This is a genomic window from Sphingobacterium sp. UGAL515B_05, assembly GCF_033097525.1.
In the GTDB taxonomy this organism is placed as follows: domain Bacteria; phylum Bacteroidota; class Bacteroidia; order Sphingobacteriales; family Sphingobacteriaceae; genus Sphingobacterium.
Genome location: NZ_CP109907.1, coordinates 1,159,293 through 1,177,779, shown reverse-complemented (window position 1 = coordinate 1,177,779; position 18,487 = coordinate 1,159,293). Strand labels below are relative to the sequence as shown.

The window sequence follows — 18,487 nt, the reverse complement described above, 5'->3', positions numbered from 1 at the left end:
ACAAGATGATATTAGTCGAAGGGGGCAAATTTTTGATGGGAAGTTCGAATTTTGAAGATAGTAAGCCTTTACATCAGGTGCAACTGAATTCATTTTATATGGACGAACATGAGGTCACAAATGCACAGTTTGCGCAGTTTGTAAAGGAGACGGGCTACGTTACAGTAGCTGAACGGGAACTGGATCCGAAAGACTTTCCAGGGGTAGATCCCAAGATGTTAGTCCCGGGATCGGCTGTGTTTTCTAAACCCAAAGAACTCAATTCCTTAAATAATTACCTGATGTGGTGGGAGTATGTCCCCGGTGCAAACTGGCAACATCCCGAGGGACCGAATAGCTCGATAAAGGATAAAATGAATTATCCGGTTGTTCAGGTTGCCTATGAAGATGCTGCAGCTTACGCGAAATGGGCAGGCAAACGATTACCTACAGAAGCGGAATGGGAATATGCGGCTAGAGGACGTAAAGATGCAAACGATGACTTGTATTATTGGGGCAAAGACTTGAAGCCTAATGGTAAATGGACCGCCAATATTTACCAGGGAAAGTTTCCTGTACAAGATTCAAAGGAAGATGGCTTTGAGGGGACTGCGCCTGTAAAATCATTTCAGGCAAATGCGTTGGGACTGTACGATATGGAAGGGAATGTGTGGGAATGGTGTGCTGATTTTTATAGACCCGATTATTATCAGCATAGTACAACTGCTAACCCCAAAGGACCACAAGATTCTTATGATCCGCAGGAACCAAATCTTGAAAAACGCGTTCAGCGGGGCGGGTCATTTCTTTGCAATGATCAATATTGCGAAAGGTATAAAGCCGGAAGCAGAGGAAAAGGGGAGGTCAACAGTCCTACAAATAATGTTGGGTTCCGCTGTGTAAAAGATATAAAATAGAAAAGGCTTGCAAATGCAAGCCTTTTCTATTTTATTGATATGTCTTATTGTGCATTCAAAAACATTGATTTTTGATTGTACAATTCTCTGAAATAAGGATCTTGAAGATCTTTGATAAAGCGAATTGCTTCACCAGTTGATTTCATCTCAGGGCCTAATTGCTTGTCTACTTCAGGGAATTTATTGAAAGAGAATACAGGTTCTTTAATCGCGTATCCTTTCAGTTTACGTTCGATCGTAAAGTCTTTCAATTTATTAACACCCAACATGACTTTAGTTGCAATATTGATGTAAGGAACATCATAAGCTTTAGCGATGAAAGGAACCGTACGTGATGCACGTGGATTAGCCTCGATAACATATACATTTTCACCTTTTACAGCAAACTGAATGTTTAATAGACCTCTTACGTTCAATGCTTTTGCTAATTTAATGGAGTATTCTTCCATTTTATCCTGAACAGCTTGTGATAGGCCAAATGGAGGCAACACAGCTGAAGAGTCTCCTGAGTGGATACCAGCAGGTTCAATATGTTCCATCATACCAATGATGTGTACATCTTCACCATCACAGATTGAATCTGATTCAGCTTCTTCTGCACGATCCAAGAAGTGGTCGATCAGGATATGGTTTCCAGGAAGGTTTTTCAACAAGTTGACAACAGCTTTTTCTAAATCTTCATCGTTGATAACAATGCTCATGCCTTGTCCACCCAATACGTAAGAAGGACGAACCAATACTGGATATCCAACTTCGTTTGCAACTTGTAATGCTTCTTCTGCTGAAGTTGCTACACCGTATCTTGGATATGGAATTTCCAATTCTTTCAATAGATCGGAGAAACGGCCACGGTCTTCTGCCAAGTCCATATTCTCAAATGAAGTACCGATGATTTTTACGCCAAGTTGCTCTAGACGCTCAGCCATTTTAAGAGCCGTTTGTCCACCCAACTGAACGATAACACCTTCTGGTTTTTCTAATTCGATGATCTCACGTACATGCTCCCAGAATACGGGCTCGAAGTATAATTTGTCAGCCATATTGAAGTCTGTCGACACAGTCTCTGGGTTACAGTTAACCATAATCGCTTCGTAACCAGATTCTTTAGCTGCCAATAAACCGTGTACACACGAGTAATCGAACTCGATACCCTGACCGATACGGTTAGGACCTGAACCTAAAACGATGATTTTCTTTCTGTCTGAAGAGATCGATTCGTTTTCTTCTTCGAATGTCGAATAGTAGTATGGTGTTTGTGCAGGGAATTCTGCAGCACAAGTATCGACCATTTTGTAAACCCGGTTGATACCTAGCTCCTTACGACGATCGTAAACTTGATCCTCTGTTACATTTCCTAGTAACCATGCGATTTGTACATCTGAATAACCTTTTTGTTTTAAGGTCATGAAGAAATCGCGTGGAATATTATTCAATTGATAACGACGTAATTCTTGCTCAAGGTGTACCAACTCTTGGATCTGTACTAAGAACCATTTGTCGATACGTGTTGCCTTACGGATAGATTCCAAAGGAACGCCTAATTCGAAAGCATCTTTGATATGGAATAAACGGTCACCACTTGGATGTTCCAAACTATCCATGATTTCGTCAAGGTTTCTCCATTGACGACCGTCAGCACCTAAACCAGCGCGGCCAGTCTCCAATGATTGACATGCTTTTTGTAAAGCTTCGATAAATGTACGGCCGATTGCCATTACTTCACCTACTGCTTTCATCTGTAGACCTAATTCCTTGTTTGCTCCTTTGAATTTATCGAAGTTGAAACGAGGGATCTTAACGATCACATAGTCCAATGTTGGTTCAAAATATGCGGATGTTGTCTTTGTGATCTGATTTTGCAATTCATCCAAGTTGTAACCAATCGCCAATTTAGCTGCAATCTTCGCAATTGGATAACCCGTTGCTTTCGATGCTAAAGCCGAAGAGCGTGATACACGTGGATTGATTTCGATGGCAATAATTTCTTCGTTTTCCGGGTTTACAGAGAACTGAACGTTACAACCACCTGCAAATGTACCAATTGAACGCATCATCAGAATAGCCTGATTACGCATATCTTGATAACATTTGTCTGACAATGTCATGCCTGGTGCAACAGTGATTGAGTCTCCAGTGTGGATACCCATTGGATCAAAGTTTTCAATGGTACAGATGATGATAACATTGTCGTTGGTATCACGAAGTAATTCCAACTCAAATTCTTTCCAGCCCAATACCGCTTGCTCTACCAAAACTTCGTGTGTTGGTGAAGCGTGTAAACCTCTATTTAAGGCCGCATCAAAATCTTCTTTTCTGTGAACAAATCCACCTCCTGTACCTGCAAGAGTATAAGATGGACGTATAACAAGCGGATAGCCAATTTCTTGTGCCGCTTCTTTACCTTCAAGGAATGAGTTTGCAATTTTGGATGTTGCAACGCCCACACCGATATCAACCATTAATTGACGGAATTCTTCACGGTTTTCAGTTTTTTCAATGGCAGCAACATCAACACCGATAACTTTTACGTTGTATTTTTCCCAAAGACCTAGGTTAGAAGCTTCGATACATAAGTTCAAAGCTGTCTGGCCACCCATGGTAGGAAGTACAGCGTCAATGTTGTGTTTTTGCAAAATTTCTTCAATACTTTCGCATGTTAATGGAAGTAAGTAGACATTGTCTGCAACAACTTTGTCCGTCATGATTGTTGCAGGGTTTGAGTTGATGATGGATACTTCAATACCTTCTTCTTTCAATGAAAGGGATGCTTGAGATCCAGAATAATCAAATTCACAAGCTTGACCGATAACGATGGGACCTGATCCGATGATTAAAACCGACTTAATGGAAGTGTTTCTTGGCATTATATCTAGTTCAAAAAATTAAATTTCCTATTGTAAATCTGAGCAAAGACAATCAAAAGTAGCTCATGGGGAAGGGTCATTCCGACTGCTTTGTCGGAGTGCAAAGTTACATTTTAAATTTTGAAAATTAACTATTTATTTTAAGAATATTTCAAAAAAAAATGTAGTTTTTTAGAAAAGTGGCCCTGAAAAAACAAAAACGAGTTGGAAAACATAAGCGGTATGTTTTCCAACTCTTAGGCAATAATGGGACTGATTTGTTTAATAAACGATGATTTCGTCCGTAAACAAGTAGCCTTTTTTTGGATTGCTGGCTTTGATTTTTATATAACGAGCCTGTTGGGCTTTGTCAAGTTTGAGTTCAAACCTTTTGAACGTCAACTTGGATTCTTTATCGGATATGTCATTTTTGATCGTTCCTACAGATCTGAAGGTACGGCCATTATCCGAAAGCAGGACTTCCATTTCTCCAGGCATATAAACGCCGGGTCCGATCATCTGCATAAAATTCATGGCTACTTGGTGTATTTCTTCCCTGCGTTCCATATCCACGACAACATCAATCGGACTGGTGAATCCTTGCCATTGACCATCGTGATAGGAAAGACCGCCCATGATTCCGTTTGTTAAGGTAGAATCTTTTTGTGCTGGATATCCCGACCATGCTGTGTTGTACGTTACTTTTTTTCCAATAGCACGATGAATGTCAATATCAAAGGATAGGGTTGGTCCGATTTTGATAGAATCTTGAAAATAAGCGGCATTGATATGACCTGTTGAGCTGAGTTCAAATGGTCCAGTATATGGCGTAGACAAGATTGTAGGCTCACTGCTATCAATGGTATATCGGATCTGATCTGTTTTTAGTTGCTCCGTTGTCAGCGTAATTTTATTATTGTTTTTAGCGGCATTGTATGTTGCAGTATAAGCGACATTAAAGGAAGGACGATAATAATTGACGTTTAGATCTTGTAAAAGCTTATAATGTGATTGCAGTCTTCGCTGAAAATCCGTCCAGCTTTTCCCGTCTTTATTCGTCCAATTGACCTCCGCCAAAGCCAGCGCACGTGGGAACACCATATATTCGAGGTGTTCGGTGGTAGGTACATATTCTGTCCATATATTCGTCTGTGCGCCGAGGATATGCTTGGTTTTGTCCCCTTGTATGGCGGCTGGAATAGGATCATACGAATAAACCTTATCAAGTGTCAGATAACCCCCGATGGCTTCAGGCTGTGTCCGAGGGTCTGTCTGATAAGAATCAAAATAGAGGTGTGAACCAGGAGTCATGATGACATCATGGCCTGCATTTGCGGCCTTTATGCCACCATCTTCACCGCGCCAGCTCATGACAGTAGCTCCTTCGGTGAGCCCCCCTTGAAGGATTTCGTCCCAACCGATCAGCTTTCTACCCTTGGATTGCAGGTATAGATCCATTTGTTTGATAGCATAGCTCTGCAGTTCGTCGACAGATTTTAATCCTTCTTTTTGCATGAGCGCCTGATCTTTTGGGCAGGTTTCCCAATGCTTTTTCTCAGCTTCATCACCGCCGATATGAATGTACTGGGAAGGGAATATCGTGAGGACTTCATCCAAAACATTTTTTAGAAATTCAAAGGTTTTTTCATTGCCGATACAGAATTCTCCCTGACTATAGGGCTTTCCGGAGCAAGAGAGTTCGGGGTATACGGCTAATACTTCTTCCGAATGTCCGGGCATTTCTATCTCAGGAATAACATTGATCCCTTTACGGGCTGCATAGTCGACCAATTCGCGTGCTTCTTCCTGCGTATAGAATCCACCGCTGGCATTTGGCTTACCTTTTTCTACATACTGACGACCATTGTTCCACCAATCTTTCCAGCCCGTATGTGTACGCCAGGCCGCCTTTTGTGTTAACTCGGGGTATTTCTTAATCTCCAATCGCCACCCCGCTCCGTCGGTTAAATGCCAATGAAAATTGTTGAATTTATAGATGGCCATAATGTCGATATACTTTTTTACAAAAGATAGCGGCATAAAATGGCGCGATACATCCAGGTGTAAGCCACGGTAGGCAAATCGTGGCTCATCGACTATAGTCGCATAGGCTATTTTACTTGGATCAGCTTGTAGATAGCCCAATTGAACCAGTGTGTAAATCCCATTGATAACCTGGGGTACAGTCCAGGCCCTGAGTAGCAGGCCTTTTTCATCGATTTGGATGGAATAGGCGTTCTTGCTAAGGTTATCTGCATCAACTGCTTTAATAATGCGAAAGCCTTCTTTTGGACCTTTTTTATTTTTCTTGAGTACTTCGACAGCTAGGCTTTTGATAGCTGGGTGTTCAGTAAGTAGTTGTGTCGCCTCCTGAAATTCATCTGAAACAATTACCTGAAGATGTGTAGGGATAGCGTATGTTCCCGTAGCCAATATGATTTTCGAAGGTTTGGGTATAATGTCAAAGTTGGTTTGGGCATGTGCAGTAAAGATGGTTGCACCCCCAAGTAACAACATGGATAAAGATCGGCTCAGTCGCATAGTTTTGTTATTAGATTAATGATAATCAACACAAATATCCTAATTTTTGTTTCATAATTCTATTATTGGTGGCAATCGGTCATTTTTTATGATATAAAACCAACAAATTGACGGGTAGAAATTACATTTTTAATCCTTAACTTTGTTGTATGATTGAACTTCCAGTTATTCCGGCAACTCCTGCACAACGCAAGCCTGATTGGTTGCGTGTCAAATTGCCTGTTGGTAAAGAGTATAGACATGTCAGAAGTCTTGTAGACGAGCATAAATTACATACAATTTGTGAGAGTGGAAATTGCCCGAATATGGGCGAATGTTGGGGCGCTGGAACGGCAACCTTCATGATTTTGGGAAATATCTGTACGCGTTCTTGTTCATTTTGTGCGGTAGCAACCGGTCGTCCTCTGGCGGTTGATTTGGATGAACCCAATCGTGTCGCCAATTCTGTCAAGTTAATGCAGGTAAAACACTGTGTGATCACTTCGGTGGATCGTGATGACCTAAAAGATGGTGGTTCGATAATATGGGCGGAGACAATCAACGCAATCCGTAGAGAAAGCCCAGAAACAACCTTAGAAACACTTTTGCCAGATTTTAAAGGACAATGGGATAATTTGGACCGCGTGATCGCAGTACGTCCCGAAGTTGTTTCGCACAACCTCGAAACTGTCCGTCGTTTGACAAGAGAAGTTCGCGTTCAGGCTAAATACGATCGTTCACTCGAGTGCCTACGTCGCATTTCTGAAGCGGGACTCCGTACAAAATCAGGAATTATGCTTGGCTTAGGTGAAACTGAGGAAGATGTTATCGAGGCAATGCAAGATTTATATAACGTCGGGGTGCATATTTTGACATTAGGTCAATATTTACAGCCTACGAAAGCTCACCATCCTGTAATCGAATGGATTACACCTGCACAGTTTGAGAAATATCAGAAAATTGGTTTAGAAATGGGATTCAAGTATGTGGAGTCTGGACCGTTGGTTCGTTCTTCTTATCATGCTGAGAAACATCTATTCGATATGCAATAGAAAACAGTTCTAAAGTTTTTTAACGAAGAATACTTTTTCGCAAGATATAAAAAGAAGCCTGAGTGATTTTTTTGCTCAGGCTTCTTTTTTTAATAACCCAACGCAATTGTTTCTTTCCGATGTGGTCTGATGCTTTAAAGGTTAAAAACTGTGCGGAGTAAAATTGTTCTTCCGCGAAGTTCAAATTCATTCTCGGAAATCATATTGGCCGTCATCAGATAAGTACGATAGTTTTTGATATTGGCCAAATTATTCATTTCCAATTCGAAGTCCATTTTCCACTTGTTGACCTTGTAGCGCGTAAAAAAGTCTATGAAGGTATAACTTGCATTCTTCATGTTTGTTTGAAAGGTGGCAAGATTGCGCAGGTTTAGCCGCATAAAGCCGTTTTTGAAGGGGCTGGTCGGAAAACCTATATTATGCATCATTGTGGTGGTTTTATTTTGGATCGTATTGTCCAGCCCCTGTTGTTTACTCCTGCTCCAATTGAATAGTCCTGAATAGGAAATGTTATAAGATTTAAAGACTTTAGCTTCTATACTGGGTTGAAATAGATAGCTCATACTTCGAATAGGGACTAGGGCATTGTTTAACAATTGATTGTATTTGAAGTGAGAAATGCTTCCTTTTAGTTTTAGGGTACTTGCCAGGGGGAAAATGTATTTGTCGAACCCGATCTGAGAAGACCAGCGCTCCTGCAGGTTATCCATATTGACCAAGATATTTTCGGTGATGTTGTTTTTTATAACGGAAGATAATATCGTGTTGGAAAGCGATCTTGAATAGCTAATACCAGCATTTGCAAATAATACTTTTAGGGTACGGGCTAAATTATAATTGAGATTAAATGTATGTTTTTTGGATTCATTTAGCGCTGCATTATTTTGGCTGAGCATTCTATAGTTCCGTAATACCGCACCGCGGTATATATCTTCTATGTTGCCAATGTCCTGCGCAAATTGATAGTTAAATTGAAGATAGTCTTCTTGAGAAACCTGCCATCTCGCTTTTAAATTAGGATTGATCAGCACAGAATTTTTGGAAGTGGACAGCTGATGACTGACATCTTCATAATGCGTAAATAAATAGGTGACCGGGATGTCGAGCTGGGTTTCAAACCGACTTGTTTTCCAGGAATATTGAGGAGTAATAAATGCTTGGGACCTGCTCCAATGCAGATCATTACGGGTATTATCGCCCAAAGTTCGAATATGTTGATCATTATCCGCTATTGTAAGGAGCGAGTTGAAGTGTTGGCGATCTGTATCGAAGCCAATTTGATAGTATTGCTTGATTCTGCCTTTATTGAAACGATAACCTGTACTGACCTCCGTAAAAAAGGAAGGAACTTCAATTTGCTGGCGGCTACTTTTATAGGGAATGCTATCGTTGAGTATTTCTGGAAAAACACCGGGATAGATCTGTAAAGTCTGTGGTTTATTACCATAATTTAAAGACCAGTTGATTGCAATAATGTCGTTGTTTTTAAGTTGGGGTATATAGCTAAACAAGTTGCTGAATCCCTTGATGTGGTGTTTTTGGAACTGCTCGATCTGGCCTGAGGAGTTTGCCAACAATGCTGTTATATCTTTTTTTTCATACTCAAATGACAAGGCATTACTCGCATATTTCTTTTCCGTATTGGTGGATGCCGAAAGTCTGGCTGCGCCAAGCCATCGCGCTGTTTTCAGCTGATTTTGCTCATTAAAATAGACGTCGCCATCATCGAGCAGGTATTGTGTGCTTGAGGCATTATTTTGCCTATCGTTGTCGTATAAAACCTGAATATTTGATTTTAGCTGCCAGTGATTCTTAAGGTTATATAGATTATTGGTTTTAAGCGAACCTGTATTGTTGAAATAATAGTTGTTTTTAGGAATATTTGGACTGCCTGTTGTGCTCGTCGCCAGGAGATTGTTGATGGGCGAGCTGCCAAACTTGGCCAGTAAAGAGGACTGATTGGCGCCGATGATATCTCCGGAAAGATCATTGCCGGTATTATTACCGCTGAGGACATTCAACATCTTAACTTTTTTGTTGAATAGGATTGAGTTCAATTCAGGATCATAGAGATTGGGCGTGCCGACGCCAATTTTGGCCTGCCCAGTGAGTTTTAGTTTTGCTTCCTCTTTGATAACGAGATTTATGGCGACGTCTTCTGTAAACCGTTTATTTTTAAGAACTTTATAATGTTCGTGATTGTCGAGTACCTGAATGTCTTTTACCATTTTATGCGAGATTGTCCGTGTACCTACACCATAGCGGTTTTCCAATAGATCATCACCGTCAATGTAAAGTTTAGAAACGGTTTTGTCCTGGTATTTAATAAGACCCGATTCAGTAACTTCCATACCCGGAAGACGTTTAATTACGTCGCCTATATTTCGATCCTCTTCTTTGGCAAAAGATCCGACGTCGTAAGAGATCGTATCATTTGAACGGCTTACTTTAGGTTTGCTCTTTACAATGACATCTTGTAGTAGATTGGTTTTTGGTACGAGGGCGATCCGAAGATTCGATGTCTGCGTGCCAAGTTTGAGTTCAAATTTTTCGTAAGTAAGATGATTGATCTGCAGGTAGAGGCTTGCATAGTCCTTTGGTAATGTAATTGTAAAACGCCCTTCTTTATCTGTCGGTTTGAAAGCGATGATTTTGTTGTCTGAAAGGATGTTGACACTGGCAAAGGGTAAGGGATGTTGTGTCTTATCCACTTGGACCGTTCCACTAATCGTTTGCTGGGCAAAGGTTATTTGCCCAAGCAAAACGAATATAAATAAACATAAAAATACTTTCATTAAGGCGTCAGCTCTATCGGATTGTTGGTAACTTTTGAAGGTTTGTATTTATCGTCTCTTGAAATATTGAAACTCTTTATTTTTGACGGATCCAAAGCACCAGCAGGGGAGCCTCCTCCGGAGCCGGAACTGGATCTAACTGCAACCATATTTCCCGATGAACCTACACTGATGGTTCTGTTTTTTCCCGATTGGGCTTGCATATAAGCTTGTGGATTGGCCTTAAAGGCTTCCTGAACTTTTTTTACCTCTTCTGCAGTACTTACAATGGCGTTTTGCGGCAGGGCCACCGATGTTTTGCCATCCTCAATTTTGTCGAATCCGGCGTAAGCAAAAATCACTTCATTTTTTGTGTCACGAGCATCCAGAATTAGGCCAGGAAGGCCATGAAGTTTCCACGGACCATAGGAAAACGGCAGTTCGGTTGTAAACCAGGCGATATAGGTCCGGCCTTTGAATGTTGTTTTTGCGTTCTGGCAATTGTAGCCACCAATTTCTTTGCGGTCACCCAGTATTTCCCAATCTTGAATAGGGTAAACCTGTGGAATGGCAAAATTGTCACTGGCAACGCTGACCACTTCGGTCATTTTGTTTTGATTGGCGTCTAATAAATAGGAGGAGCTCGATGGTGTCGAACGAGTAGTAATGTTTAGTGTACCGTCGAAACTGGGGCCCTCCATTTGTTTTTTGACCTCATCTTGCATGCGCCTGGATGAATATGAAGTGTAGTAGCTGGCCTGTTGATTCAGGTAAACGACTGTTTCATCGCGTATAAATTGATCCCGTTGGGTGCTATCATTTACATGCTTGAATTCGTAATGTACTTTAGCGATTGCTGGAGTACGCTCTTGTGCAAATAACAGCTGCGTCGCTAAGGATAATAGGAGTGATAATGAATATTTCATAAATATATGCTTATATCGTAAATATACGAAATATTCGTAATCATAAAAATTTATCCAAACTTTTCCTCGTAATCCTCCCTAGAGGAGGTTGCTACAGGTGAAGAAATGTTTGATTTGTTAGCGATTTTTTTGTTAACTATTTCGCTTTGTCAGCGATATAAGTTTAGTGGACATGTTTAGGCATATGAGCTATTGTTATCTTTTAAACACGGTCTCACCTGCAATTACTGTCTGTGCTGTTTTTACATTTCGCAGTTGCTCATTCGGAATTTTCAAGATATCCTTTTCGAGGATAACAAAATCGGCATCTTTTCCTACTTCGATACTTCCTCTTTTTTTCTCCTGAAAACAGGAGTATGCCGCCCAGATTGTCATTCCTTTCAAAGCGTCTTCACGGCTTATCGCATCTTGCATCTGAAATCCGTGGCTAGGATATCCTTTTTTGTCAACGCGGGCTACTGCCGCGTGGAAACCATATAAGGGATTGAAATGTTCGACCGGAAAATCACTCCCCAAAGCGAGTTTTCCATATTCTTCCAACAGATGCTTATAAGCGTAAGCGCCTTTCATACGTTCTTCACCGAGTCGATCTTTGGCCCAGTACATATCGGAGGTTGCATGTGTGGGTTGTACAGATGGTATGATTTGATACTTTCGAAACTTATCAAAATCTGCAGGCGATATAATTTGGGCGTGCTCGATTCGCCATCTACGATCGCCATTATTATGGAGGTATTTGCCATAAATATCCAATATAATACGATTGGCCGAATCGCCTATCGCATGGGTATTTGCCTGAAACTTACTTTCGGCAATCTGTTTGATCATTGCTTCGTATTCTTGAGGGCTATGGAGGAGAAAGCCGTGGGTGGGGGCATCATGGTAATGCGCGAGGAGGCATGCACCACGGGATCCCAATGCGCCATCGGCGAGCAGTTTAAATCCTTTGATCTCGAAACGGTCTGTTTCATAGAAACCCTGATCGATAAATGGCTTTATATTTTGAGGATTGCCTAGGATCATGGCATAATCTCTAATTTTCAACTGCCCTTCCCTATAGTATTTTTTTAGGAGATCGAGCCTTTCTTTTGATAAACCTGCGTCTACAATGGAGGTAAGACCGACGGAAAGGAGGGAGTCTTGCGTCCGCTTGAGCATTCTTAAATATTCTTTTTCACTCGGAACCGGAATTGTCTTATTGACAAGATCCATTGCATTGTCGATCAAGAGACCATTGGGAGTATTATTAGTCCCGCCGACCACACCGCCGCGAATGATGGGGATACTTGTTAATTTTGCCCATTCGAGTGCTTTGGAGTTCGCAACCGCCGCATGATAATCTACACGCATAAGGTAGACGGGGATATCCGGGAAAGCTTTGTCGAGTAGATCCTTGGTTGGGAAAGTTTTATCTTTCCAGCGATTTTGGTCCCAGCCACCACCGATCAGCCAAGTTTTGTGCGGATTTTTTTGTTGGTAGTTTTTGACACGTTGAATAACCTCCTCGAAAGAATCGGCGCCGTTTAGGTCGACTTGATCCATTAGTTCGGCTTCGTCAAATAAATGCGCATGGGCATCGTAGAATCCCGGATAAATGGCCTTCCCCTGTGCGTCAATTTTTTCTATTGCTTTGTACTTTCGCTGTATTTCTTCATCGGAACCAATGGCAATAAACTTACCATCTTTGACAGCAAAAGCATGTGCTGTACTAAAAGCCGAATCTACAGTATATACTTGCGCATGATAAACAATAAGGTCCACTTTCGTTTGCGGTGAACATGATATGATCGTCAAGCAGAATAAAAAAATGATTATTGGGAAGGTTTTCATAACCTAAAAATAGGAAAAAGCTTTTAATAAACTGAAACTAGACTTGGGGCTAGGTCTGCTGGATATGCGGACTTGAGGTTTTGGCTGATCGAATTGCTTTAGCTGATCGAATTGCTTTACGTGAGGCGCCTATGCTGAGTTGCCGCTTAATGTTCGGACAGGAGACCATCTGTAAAGTTTTGAAAGGGGACGTGCAGGAAAAGTAAGGAAAATACGAATTATCCAATAGACAAAAAAGGCTATCCAAATAACTTGGACAGCCTTTTTAATTCAAAAATCAAAATACGTGATTAACAGTACTCGTCAAATGCTGCAACTAAATTGTCAGCAATCATTTGTGCCGGGCGACCTTCAATCATATGTCTTTCAATCATGTGTACCAATTTCCCGTCTTTAAATAAAGCCATTGCTGGTGAAGATGGAGGGTAAGGCAACATGTAGTTACGTGCAGTGTTTACTGCATCAGTTTCCATACCTGCGAAAACAGTCACCAATTTGGCTGGGTGTTTTTCGTTTTTTACAGCAGCTTTTGCGGCTGGACGTGCATTTGCGGCAGCGCAACCACAAACAGAGTTTACAACCACAAAAACAGTTCCTTCTGATGCGATAGCCTGATCAACTGCTTCAGGTGTTTTTAATTCTTCGAATCCCGCATCAACTAACTCTTGACGCATTGGAGTTACTAAATATTCTGGATACATTATTTCTTAAGTAAAATGTTAATATTCTATTTTAATTGTGTTTATAAAGCTTTCTGTCGCCGGGCAAGTATACTTACTCCGCATAAACAACAGCTATACTTTATTCTTACAAATATAGCTGTAAAAGGCTGCTTCGTCAAGACACTTGTCTCAAATCAATGTCAGAAAATCTTTTACAGCATGAAGTCCATTTTCAAGACGTTGGTCGCCGAGACCCGAAACAAGACGATAATTCGCATTAATGGCGTTCAATTCGTTTTTCCAGATCTCCATGAAATGTTCGCGCTGTTCGGGAAAATCCCGTAGTGGATCGTCCTGCCAGGGTAGATCGATATCCATCAGCAGATAGAGATCGTAAACATGTTTTTGAATTTTATCGGTGACTTCCTGTGGTGTATGACCGAAAAGATGATCTGACCAAATTTTGACCGTAAGGAAGGTCGTGTCACAGATGAGGAGCTGTCCTTGTGCTAAAGGGACCAGCGCTTCCTCCAAAGCGACCTGTCCATAAAACATATTGACTTCGTCCTGTAAGGTATATTTATTGTTGAGGCTTTGACAATAATAACGTGAATATTCGGGCACGCATACCGTCTGAAATTCCTTGGCAAGAAATTGTGCCATCGTTGATTTTCCGGTGGACTCGGGGCCAACAACGGCAATTTTTATGAAATCTTTTCCCACATCGATCGTTTTGATAGGCAATATTACGCAAAATTTTTATAGGTTTTCTGCCAATCGCGATAGCCATTCCAAGCGATGAGTGTGAAAACAAGGTAGAGTACTGCGGTCAGCATAAGGTCTTTGTGTATATAGAGCGGGATATAACAAATATCCACAAATACCCATAAGAGCCAGTTTTGGAGCACTTTGCGTGTCATCAGAAATTGAGCAACAAAACTTACGGACGTGCAGAAAGCGTCAATATAAGGAACATCGGAATTTGTCTTGCTATCGAGGAGATAACCTATTGACAGTGTCAGGACGAGGATTGCCAGGAGGCAAAGGAGCAACTGCCCCTTGCTGGCTTTGACGATGGGTTTCTTTTTCTCTTCTTTTCGTTTTATCCAGTAATACCAGCCATAAACAGCAGTAGACAGAAAGTAGAATTGCAGTACAGTATCTCCATATAGTTTGGCATCATAAAATAGAATAGCATAGGACGCCACGCTGATGATACTAATCGGCCAGTTCCATATATTTTGCTTAGCGGCCAAATAGACACAAAGAAAGCCTGTCAGGGTACCTAACCATTCGAGCCAAGAGGTCTGGGCAAATTGACGTGCAATCTGCTGAAAAAAATCATGCATGTGGTGTATTAAAAATTACACCCTAAATATACAAAGTCTGCCTTATAGTCAATTATTGAACCTGTTTATTAGCACAATTGGTACTGGCAAAAGACTCGGGCTTGGCCTTAAAAACAAATCCCATACCCATAATATAGCCCATGGCTTCTTTCAGGGCAACATTTGACTGGAAATTTGGATTGGTGTTGATGTCGGCGTGGACTTCGAGGTCTACTTTGTGTTTTTCGAGGAGGGGGCAGAGTTGATAGGCTATATCGATGGATTTTTGGACTTCGAGTAGCATCCTTTCTTTAATGCTCATTCGGTGGTGCCTTTTGTCCCGTTGGATAAACATAAATCCACCTTTATGTTCCCGGAGAAAGACGATGACTGTTGCGAAGTCGATGATGCCTCTCTTGACTTGGGAATCGGTGCCGATATAAACCTTGAGCTTATTCCCTAGGGCATCTTCTCGTTTAATGACTTCTTCAACAGCATCGAAAATCGTGGAGCGAATGGATTCGCCATTGTATTTTTGCCATCTCATAGCGATATAAATTAGATATAAAAAAATTAAACTTCATCATTGACATAAATTTACTGAATTTCAATGAGCTAAGTGTTAATTTAGTTTTAAATAATTTATCCACATTAATGGTGTTTTACACCATAGGCCAGGTCTCCGGCATCACCGAGCCCAGGTACAATATAGGCTTTTGAGGTCAGTTCATGGTCGACGTCGCCAACCCAAATATGCGCCGTGGGTACAAAAGCCTGAACGTGGTTTAGTCCTTCTTCGGATGCAATGGCCGCAACAATGTGTAATTCCTTGATGTCATATTCGGCCAGTAGATCCTTACAGCATAAAACAAGGCTCTTTCCTGTGGCCAGCATGGGGTCTACAATGATTACTGTACGGTTGTCTAAGTTTGGTGTATTGACATATTCCTTATGAATTTCAAACTCACCGCTCTTTTTTGTATGCCGATAGGCCGCAATGAAGGTGTTGTCGGCCTGATCAAATACGTTTAAAAGTCCCTGATGAAAGGGAAGACCCGCTCTCAGAATTGTAGCGAGTACGGGTTGTTCCATCAAGAGATGGGTTTTGGCCACGCCTAACGGAGTTTCAACTTCAACGGGTTTGTAGGCCATCGTCTTGCTGATTTCATAAGCGAAAATCTCACCTAATCGTTCCAGATTCCGACGAAAGCGCATACGGTCCTGTTGAATAGTGATATCTCTCAGCTCGGCAATAAAATGATTTGCAATGCTATTTTGGGTAGATAGAATAGTGACCATGGCGTGTGTGCTAGTTCAATTAAACTAAAGATAATAAATAATCAATTGAAAGTAATAACATCTATGGTATTATTATAGTTTGCGCTAAAATGGTAAAATTTTTAGTAAATTTGTGTAAGACCATAAGAGGATTTGGCCTGGGCTACAGGTCGAAAAATCCTCTTGTTAGCAGATTGAAACCATCGGATCATAAAGGCTTTTTTTGAGCCTACGGCTCAAGTAATTCGTGGTGCAATGTTTGCTGAAAGAGGCCTGAATAGTTTTCTTTAAGAAATAGGAAGTATATGAAATTTGAATTGACATCGGAGTACAAACCCACAGGCGATCAGCCAGAAGCAATTAAGCAGTTGGTAGCAGGTGTAGAGCAGGCAGAGCAATACCAAACGCTTTTGGGGGTAACGGGATCGGGTAAGACCTTTACTGTTGCCAATGTGATTCAGGAAACACAAAAGCCAACCTTGATTTTAAGTCACAATAAAACATTAGCGGCCCAGTTGTACGGTGAATTCAAGCAGTTCTTTCCCAATAATTCGGTCAACTATTTTGTGTCTTATTACGATTATTATCAACCCGAAGCTTTTATTGCTTCGACAAATACCTACATTGAGAAGGATTTAGCGATTAACGAAGAAATCGAAAAGTTACGTTTGGCGACTACGTCGTCATTGATGTCGGGTCGGCGTGATATTGTTGTCGTTTCTTCGGTATCCTGTATCTACGGTATGGGAAATCCGGAGGATTTCTCCCGATCTATTTTTCGTTTTGGTGTCGGTATGACTGTCACAAGAAATGCTTTCCTGCATAAATTGGTCGAGATCTTATATTCACGGACGACCACAGAGTTTAAACGGGGTACCTTTCGTGTTAAAGGTGATACGGTGGACGTGTTTCCGGCATACTTGGATAATGCCATTCGGATTTCATTCTTTGGGGATGAAATTGATGAACTGAGTGAGATCGATCCTATTTCAGGTAAAACGCTCAACAAAATGGAAGATCTTGCTCTTTTTCCGGCAAACCTTTTCGTTACACCGAAAGAAAAATTCAAAGAATCAATCTGGGCTATTCAAGATGAATTGATGCAACGTAAAACGCAACTGGAAGAGGAAGGCTTAATGCTGGAAGCGAAGCGTTTGGAGGAGCGGGTCAATTATGATTTGGAAATGATGCGTGAATTGGGCTATTGCTCGGGAATTGAAAATTATTCCCGCTTTTTCGATGGTAGACAACCGGGGATGCGTCCGTTCTGTTTGCTGGATTATTTTCCAGAGGATTACCTGTTGGTCATTGATGAAAGCCACGTCACCTTACCACAATTGCGTGCGATGTATGGTGGTGACCGGTCGCGTAAAGTTTCCTTGGTGGAACATGGGTTTAGGTTGCCAGCAGCTTTGGATAACAGACCTTTGAACTTTCCGGAGTTTGAATCCCTGACGAATCAGACGATTTATGTGTCCGCGACTCCGGGCGATTACGAACTGCAGCAGACTGAAGGTGTTGTTGTTGAGCAGGTCATTCGTCCAACAGGACTTTTGGATCCGATTATTGAAGTACGACCAGCGATTAATCAGGTCGATGATTTCTTGGAAGAGGTCGATAAGACCATCAAAGAAGGAGGGCGTGTTTTGGCTACTACATTGACCAAACGCATGGCCGAAGAGCTTTCCAAATATATGACCAAGCTGAATTTAAAAGTCCGTTATATACACTCCGAAATTAAAACCCTGGAGCGGGTGGAAATCTTACGCGGTCTTCGATTGGGCGAATTTGATATCCTGGTCGGGGTGAACTTACTGCGTGAGGGGCTCGATTTGCCTGAGGTTACGCTTGTCGCGATTCTCGATGCGGATAAAGAGGGCTTTCTGCGTTCCGAACGATCGCTTATTCAGACGATTGGCCGGGCTGCCCGGAATGATAAAGGTCGGGTTATTATGTATGCCGATAAAATGACGGATAGTATGCGTGTCACAATAGATGAAACCAATCGTCGCCGAGACAAGCAGATGAAGTATAACTTGGAACATGGCATTACACCGCGTACAGTCGGCAAAACAAGGGAGGAGATTCTGGAGCAGACTTCTGTTGCTGATTTTTCGGGTATTGAACCTAAAATTTATGTTGAACCTGATCCGTCGAAGGCTATTGCAGCTGATCCAGTGATGCAATACCTGAGTGAGAAAGATTTGAAGAAGGCGATCGATAACGTACGGAAGAAAATGGACAAAGCTGCAAAAGAAATGGACTTCTTGGAAGCTGCGAAATATCGTGATGAAATGTTCTCTTTGGAGAAGCTCTATGAAGAGCGGTTCCCATCGTAAAGGAAGGCGGTTTGTTAATATCTATTAATTATTGTTAAT

The 18,487-nt window shown here is 41.5% G+C and carries 13 protein-coding genes; 3 read left to right on the top strand and 10 right to left on the bottom strand.

Annotated elements, in window-relative coordinates; genetic code table 11:
• Positions 1-5 precede the first annotated feature (5 nt).
• Complete coding sequence (locus OK025_RS04690) at positions 6-896, top strand: formylglycine-generating enzyme family protein (RefSeq protein ID WP_245972924.1); 891 nt, start codon at positions 6-8, stop codon at positions 894-896.
• A 44-nt stretch (positions 897-940) separates the two neighbouring features.
• Here the strand turns inward: OK025_RS04690 and carB are convergent, their stop codons facing one another.
• Positions 941-3,760, bottom strand: a complete 2,820-nt coding sequence (gene carB / locus OK025_RS04685) for a carbamoyl-phosphate synthase large subunit (protein WP_075990945.1) — start codon at positions 3,758-3,760, stop codon at positions 941-943.
• Positions 3,761-4,021: 261 nt separating this feature from the next.
• On the bottom strand, positions 4,022-6,256 hold the full coding sequence (locus OK025_RS04680) for a beta-N-acetylhexosaminidase (protein WP_317668508.1): 2,235 nt from the start codon (positions 6,254-6,256) through the stop codon (positions 4,022-4,024).
• A 173-nt stretch (positions 6,257-6,429) separates the two neighbouring features.
• Between OK025_RS04680 and lipA the strand changes: the two genes are divergently transcribed.
• Entirely contained in the window at positions 6,430-7,311 is an 882-nt protein-coding gene (lipA, locus tag OK025_RS04675) for a lipoyl synthase (protein WP_046672297.1), read from the top strand.
• A 134-nt stretch (positions 7,312-7,445) separates the two neighbouring features.
• Here the strand turns inward: lipA and OK025_RS04670 are convergent, their stop codons facing one another.
• The 8 genes from OK025_RS04670 to upp form a co-directional block, all read right to left on the bottom strand.
• Complete coding sequence (locus OK025_RS04670) at positions 7,446-10,106, bottom strand: carboxypeptidase-like regulatory domain-containing protein (protein ID WP_317668507.1); 2,661 nt, start codon at positions 10,104-10,106, stop codon at positions 7,446-7,448.
• A complete protein-coding gene (locus OK025_RS04665; protein ID WP_317668506.1) occupies positions 10,106-11,011 on the bottom strand; it encodes a GLPGLI family protein in 906 nt (301 codons plus the stop codon). Before OK025_RS04665 ends, OK025_RS04670 begins: the two co-directional genes overlap by 1 nt.
• Positions 11,012-11,206: 195 nt before the next feature.
• Positions 11,207-12,772: an amidohydrolase gene (locus tag OK025_RS04660; RefSeq protein ID WP_317668505.1), complete on the bottom strand. Its 1,566-nt coding sequence runs from the start codon at positions 12,770-12,772 to the stop codon at positions 11,207-11,209.
• A 359-nt stretch (positions 12,773-13,131) separates the two neighbouring features.
• Complete coding sequence (locus OK025_RS04655) at positions 13,132-13,542, bottom strand: BrxA/BrxB family bacilliredoxin (RefSeq protein ID WP_070563263.1); 411 nt, start codon at positions 13,540-13,542, stop codon at positions 13,132-13,134.
• A 150-nt stretch (positions 13,543-13,692) separates the two neighbouring features.
• Positions 13,693-14,226 carry an ATP-binding protein gene (locus OK025_RS04650; RefSeq protein ID WP_317668504.1) on the bottom strand — a complete coding sequence of 178 codons (534 nt, stop codon included), beginning with the start codon at positions 14,224-14,226 and terminating at the stop codon, positions 13,693-13,695.
• A 23-nt stretch (positions 14,227-14,249) separates the two neighbouring features.
• Complete coding sequence (pnuC, locus tag OK025_RS04645; protein ID WP_317668503.1) at positions 14,250-14,852, bottom strand: nicotinamide riboside transporter PnuC; 603 nt, start codon at positions 14,850-14,852, stop codon at positions 14,250-14,252.
• Between the two features lie 52 nt (positions 14,853-14,904).
• Positions 14,905-15,378, bottom strand: coding sequence for a ribonuclease H-like YkuK family protein (locus OK025_RS04640; protein ID WP_046672303.1), 474 nt, complete (start codon positions 15,376-15,378; stop codon positions 14,905-14,907).
• 104 nt (positions 15,379-15,482) lie between these two features.
• The gene (upp, locus tag OK025_RS04635) at positions 15,483-16,130 is read right to left on the bottom strand and encodes a uracil phosphoribosyltransferase (protein WP_313186537.1); all 648 of its coding nucleotides are present in this window, start codon (positions 16,128-16,130) and stop codon (positions 15,483-15,485) included.
• 284 nt (positions 16,131-16,414) lie between these two features.
• On the opposite strand from upp, the gene uvrB reads away from it, so the two are divergent.
• Positions 16,415-18,448, top strand: a complete 2,034-nt coding sequence (gene uvrB, locus OK025_RS04630; RefSeq protein WP_201670136.1) for an excinuclease ABC subunit UvrB — start codon at positions 16,415-16,417, stop codon at positions 18,446-18,448.
• The last annotated feature ends 39 nt before the right edge of the window (positions 18,449-18,487 follow it).

What these genes read in the sequence shown, in the direction of transcription:
- OK025_RS04670 (WP_317668507.1), bottom strand. Translation starts at nt 10,106, where the DNA reads ATGAAAGTATTTTTATGTTTATTTATATTCGTTTTGCTTGGGCAAATA.
- OK025_RS04665 (WP_317668506.1), bottom strand. Translation starts at nt 11,011, where the DNA reads ATGAAATATTCATTATCACTCCTATTATCCTTAGCGACGCAGCTGTTA.
- carB (WP_075990945.1), bottom strand. Translation starts at nt 3,760, where the DNA reads ATGCCAAGAAACACTTCCATTAAGTCGGTTTTAATCATCGGATCAGGT.
- OK025_RS04655 (WP_070563263.1), bottom strand. Translation starts at nt 13,542, where the DNA reads ATGTATCCAGAATATTTAGTAACTCCAATGCGTCAAGAGTTAGTTGAT.
- upp (WP_313186537.1), bottom strand. Translation starts at nt 16,130, where the DNA reads ATGGTCACTATTCTATCTACCCAAAATAGCATTGCAAATCATTTTATT.
- uvrB (WP_201670136.1), top strand. Translation starts at nt 16,415, where the DNA reads ATGAAATTTGAATTGACATCGGAGTACAAACCCACAGGCGATCAGCCA.
- OK025_RS04690 (WP_245972924.1), top strand. Translation starts at nt 6, where the DNA reads ATGATATTAGTCGAAGGGGGCAAATTTTTGATGGGAAGTTCGAATTTT.
- OK025_RS04680 (WP_317668508.1), bottom strand. Translation starts at nt 6,256, where the DNA reads ATGTTGTTACTTGGGGGTGCAACCATCTTTACTGCACATGCCCAAACC.
- OK025_RS04640 (WP_046672303.1), bottom strand. Translation starts at nt 15,378, where the DNA reads ATGAGATGGCAAAAATACAATGGCGAATCCATTCGCTCCACGATTTTC.
- lipA (WP_046672297.1), top strand. Translation starts at nt 6,430, where the DNA reads ATGATTGAACTTCCAGTTATTCCGGCAACTCCTGCACAACGCAAGCCT.
- pnuC (WP_317668503.1), bottom strand. Translation starts at nt 14,852, where the DNA reads ATGCATGATTTTTTTCAGCAGATTGCACGTCAATTTGCCCAGACCTCT.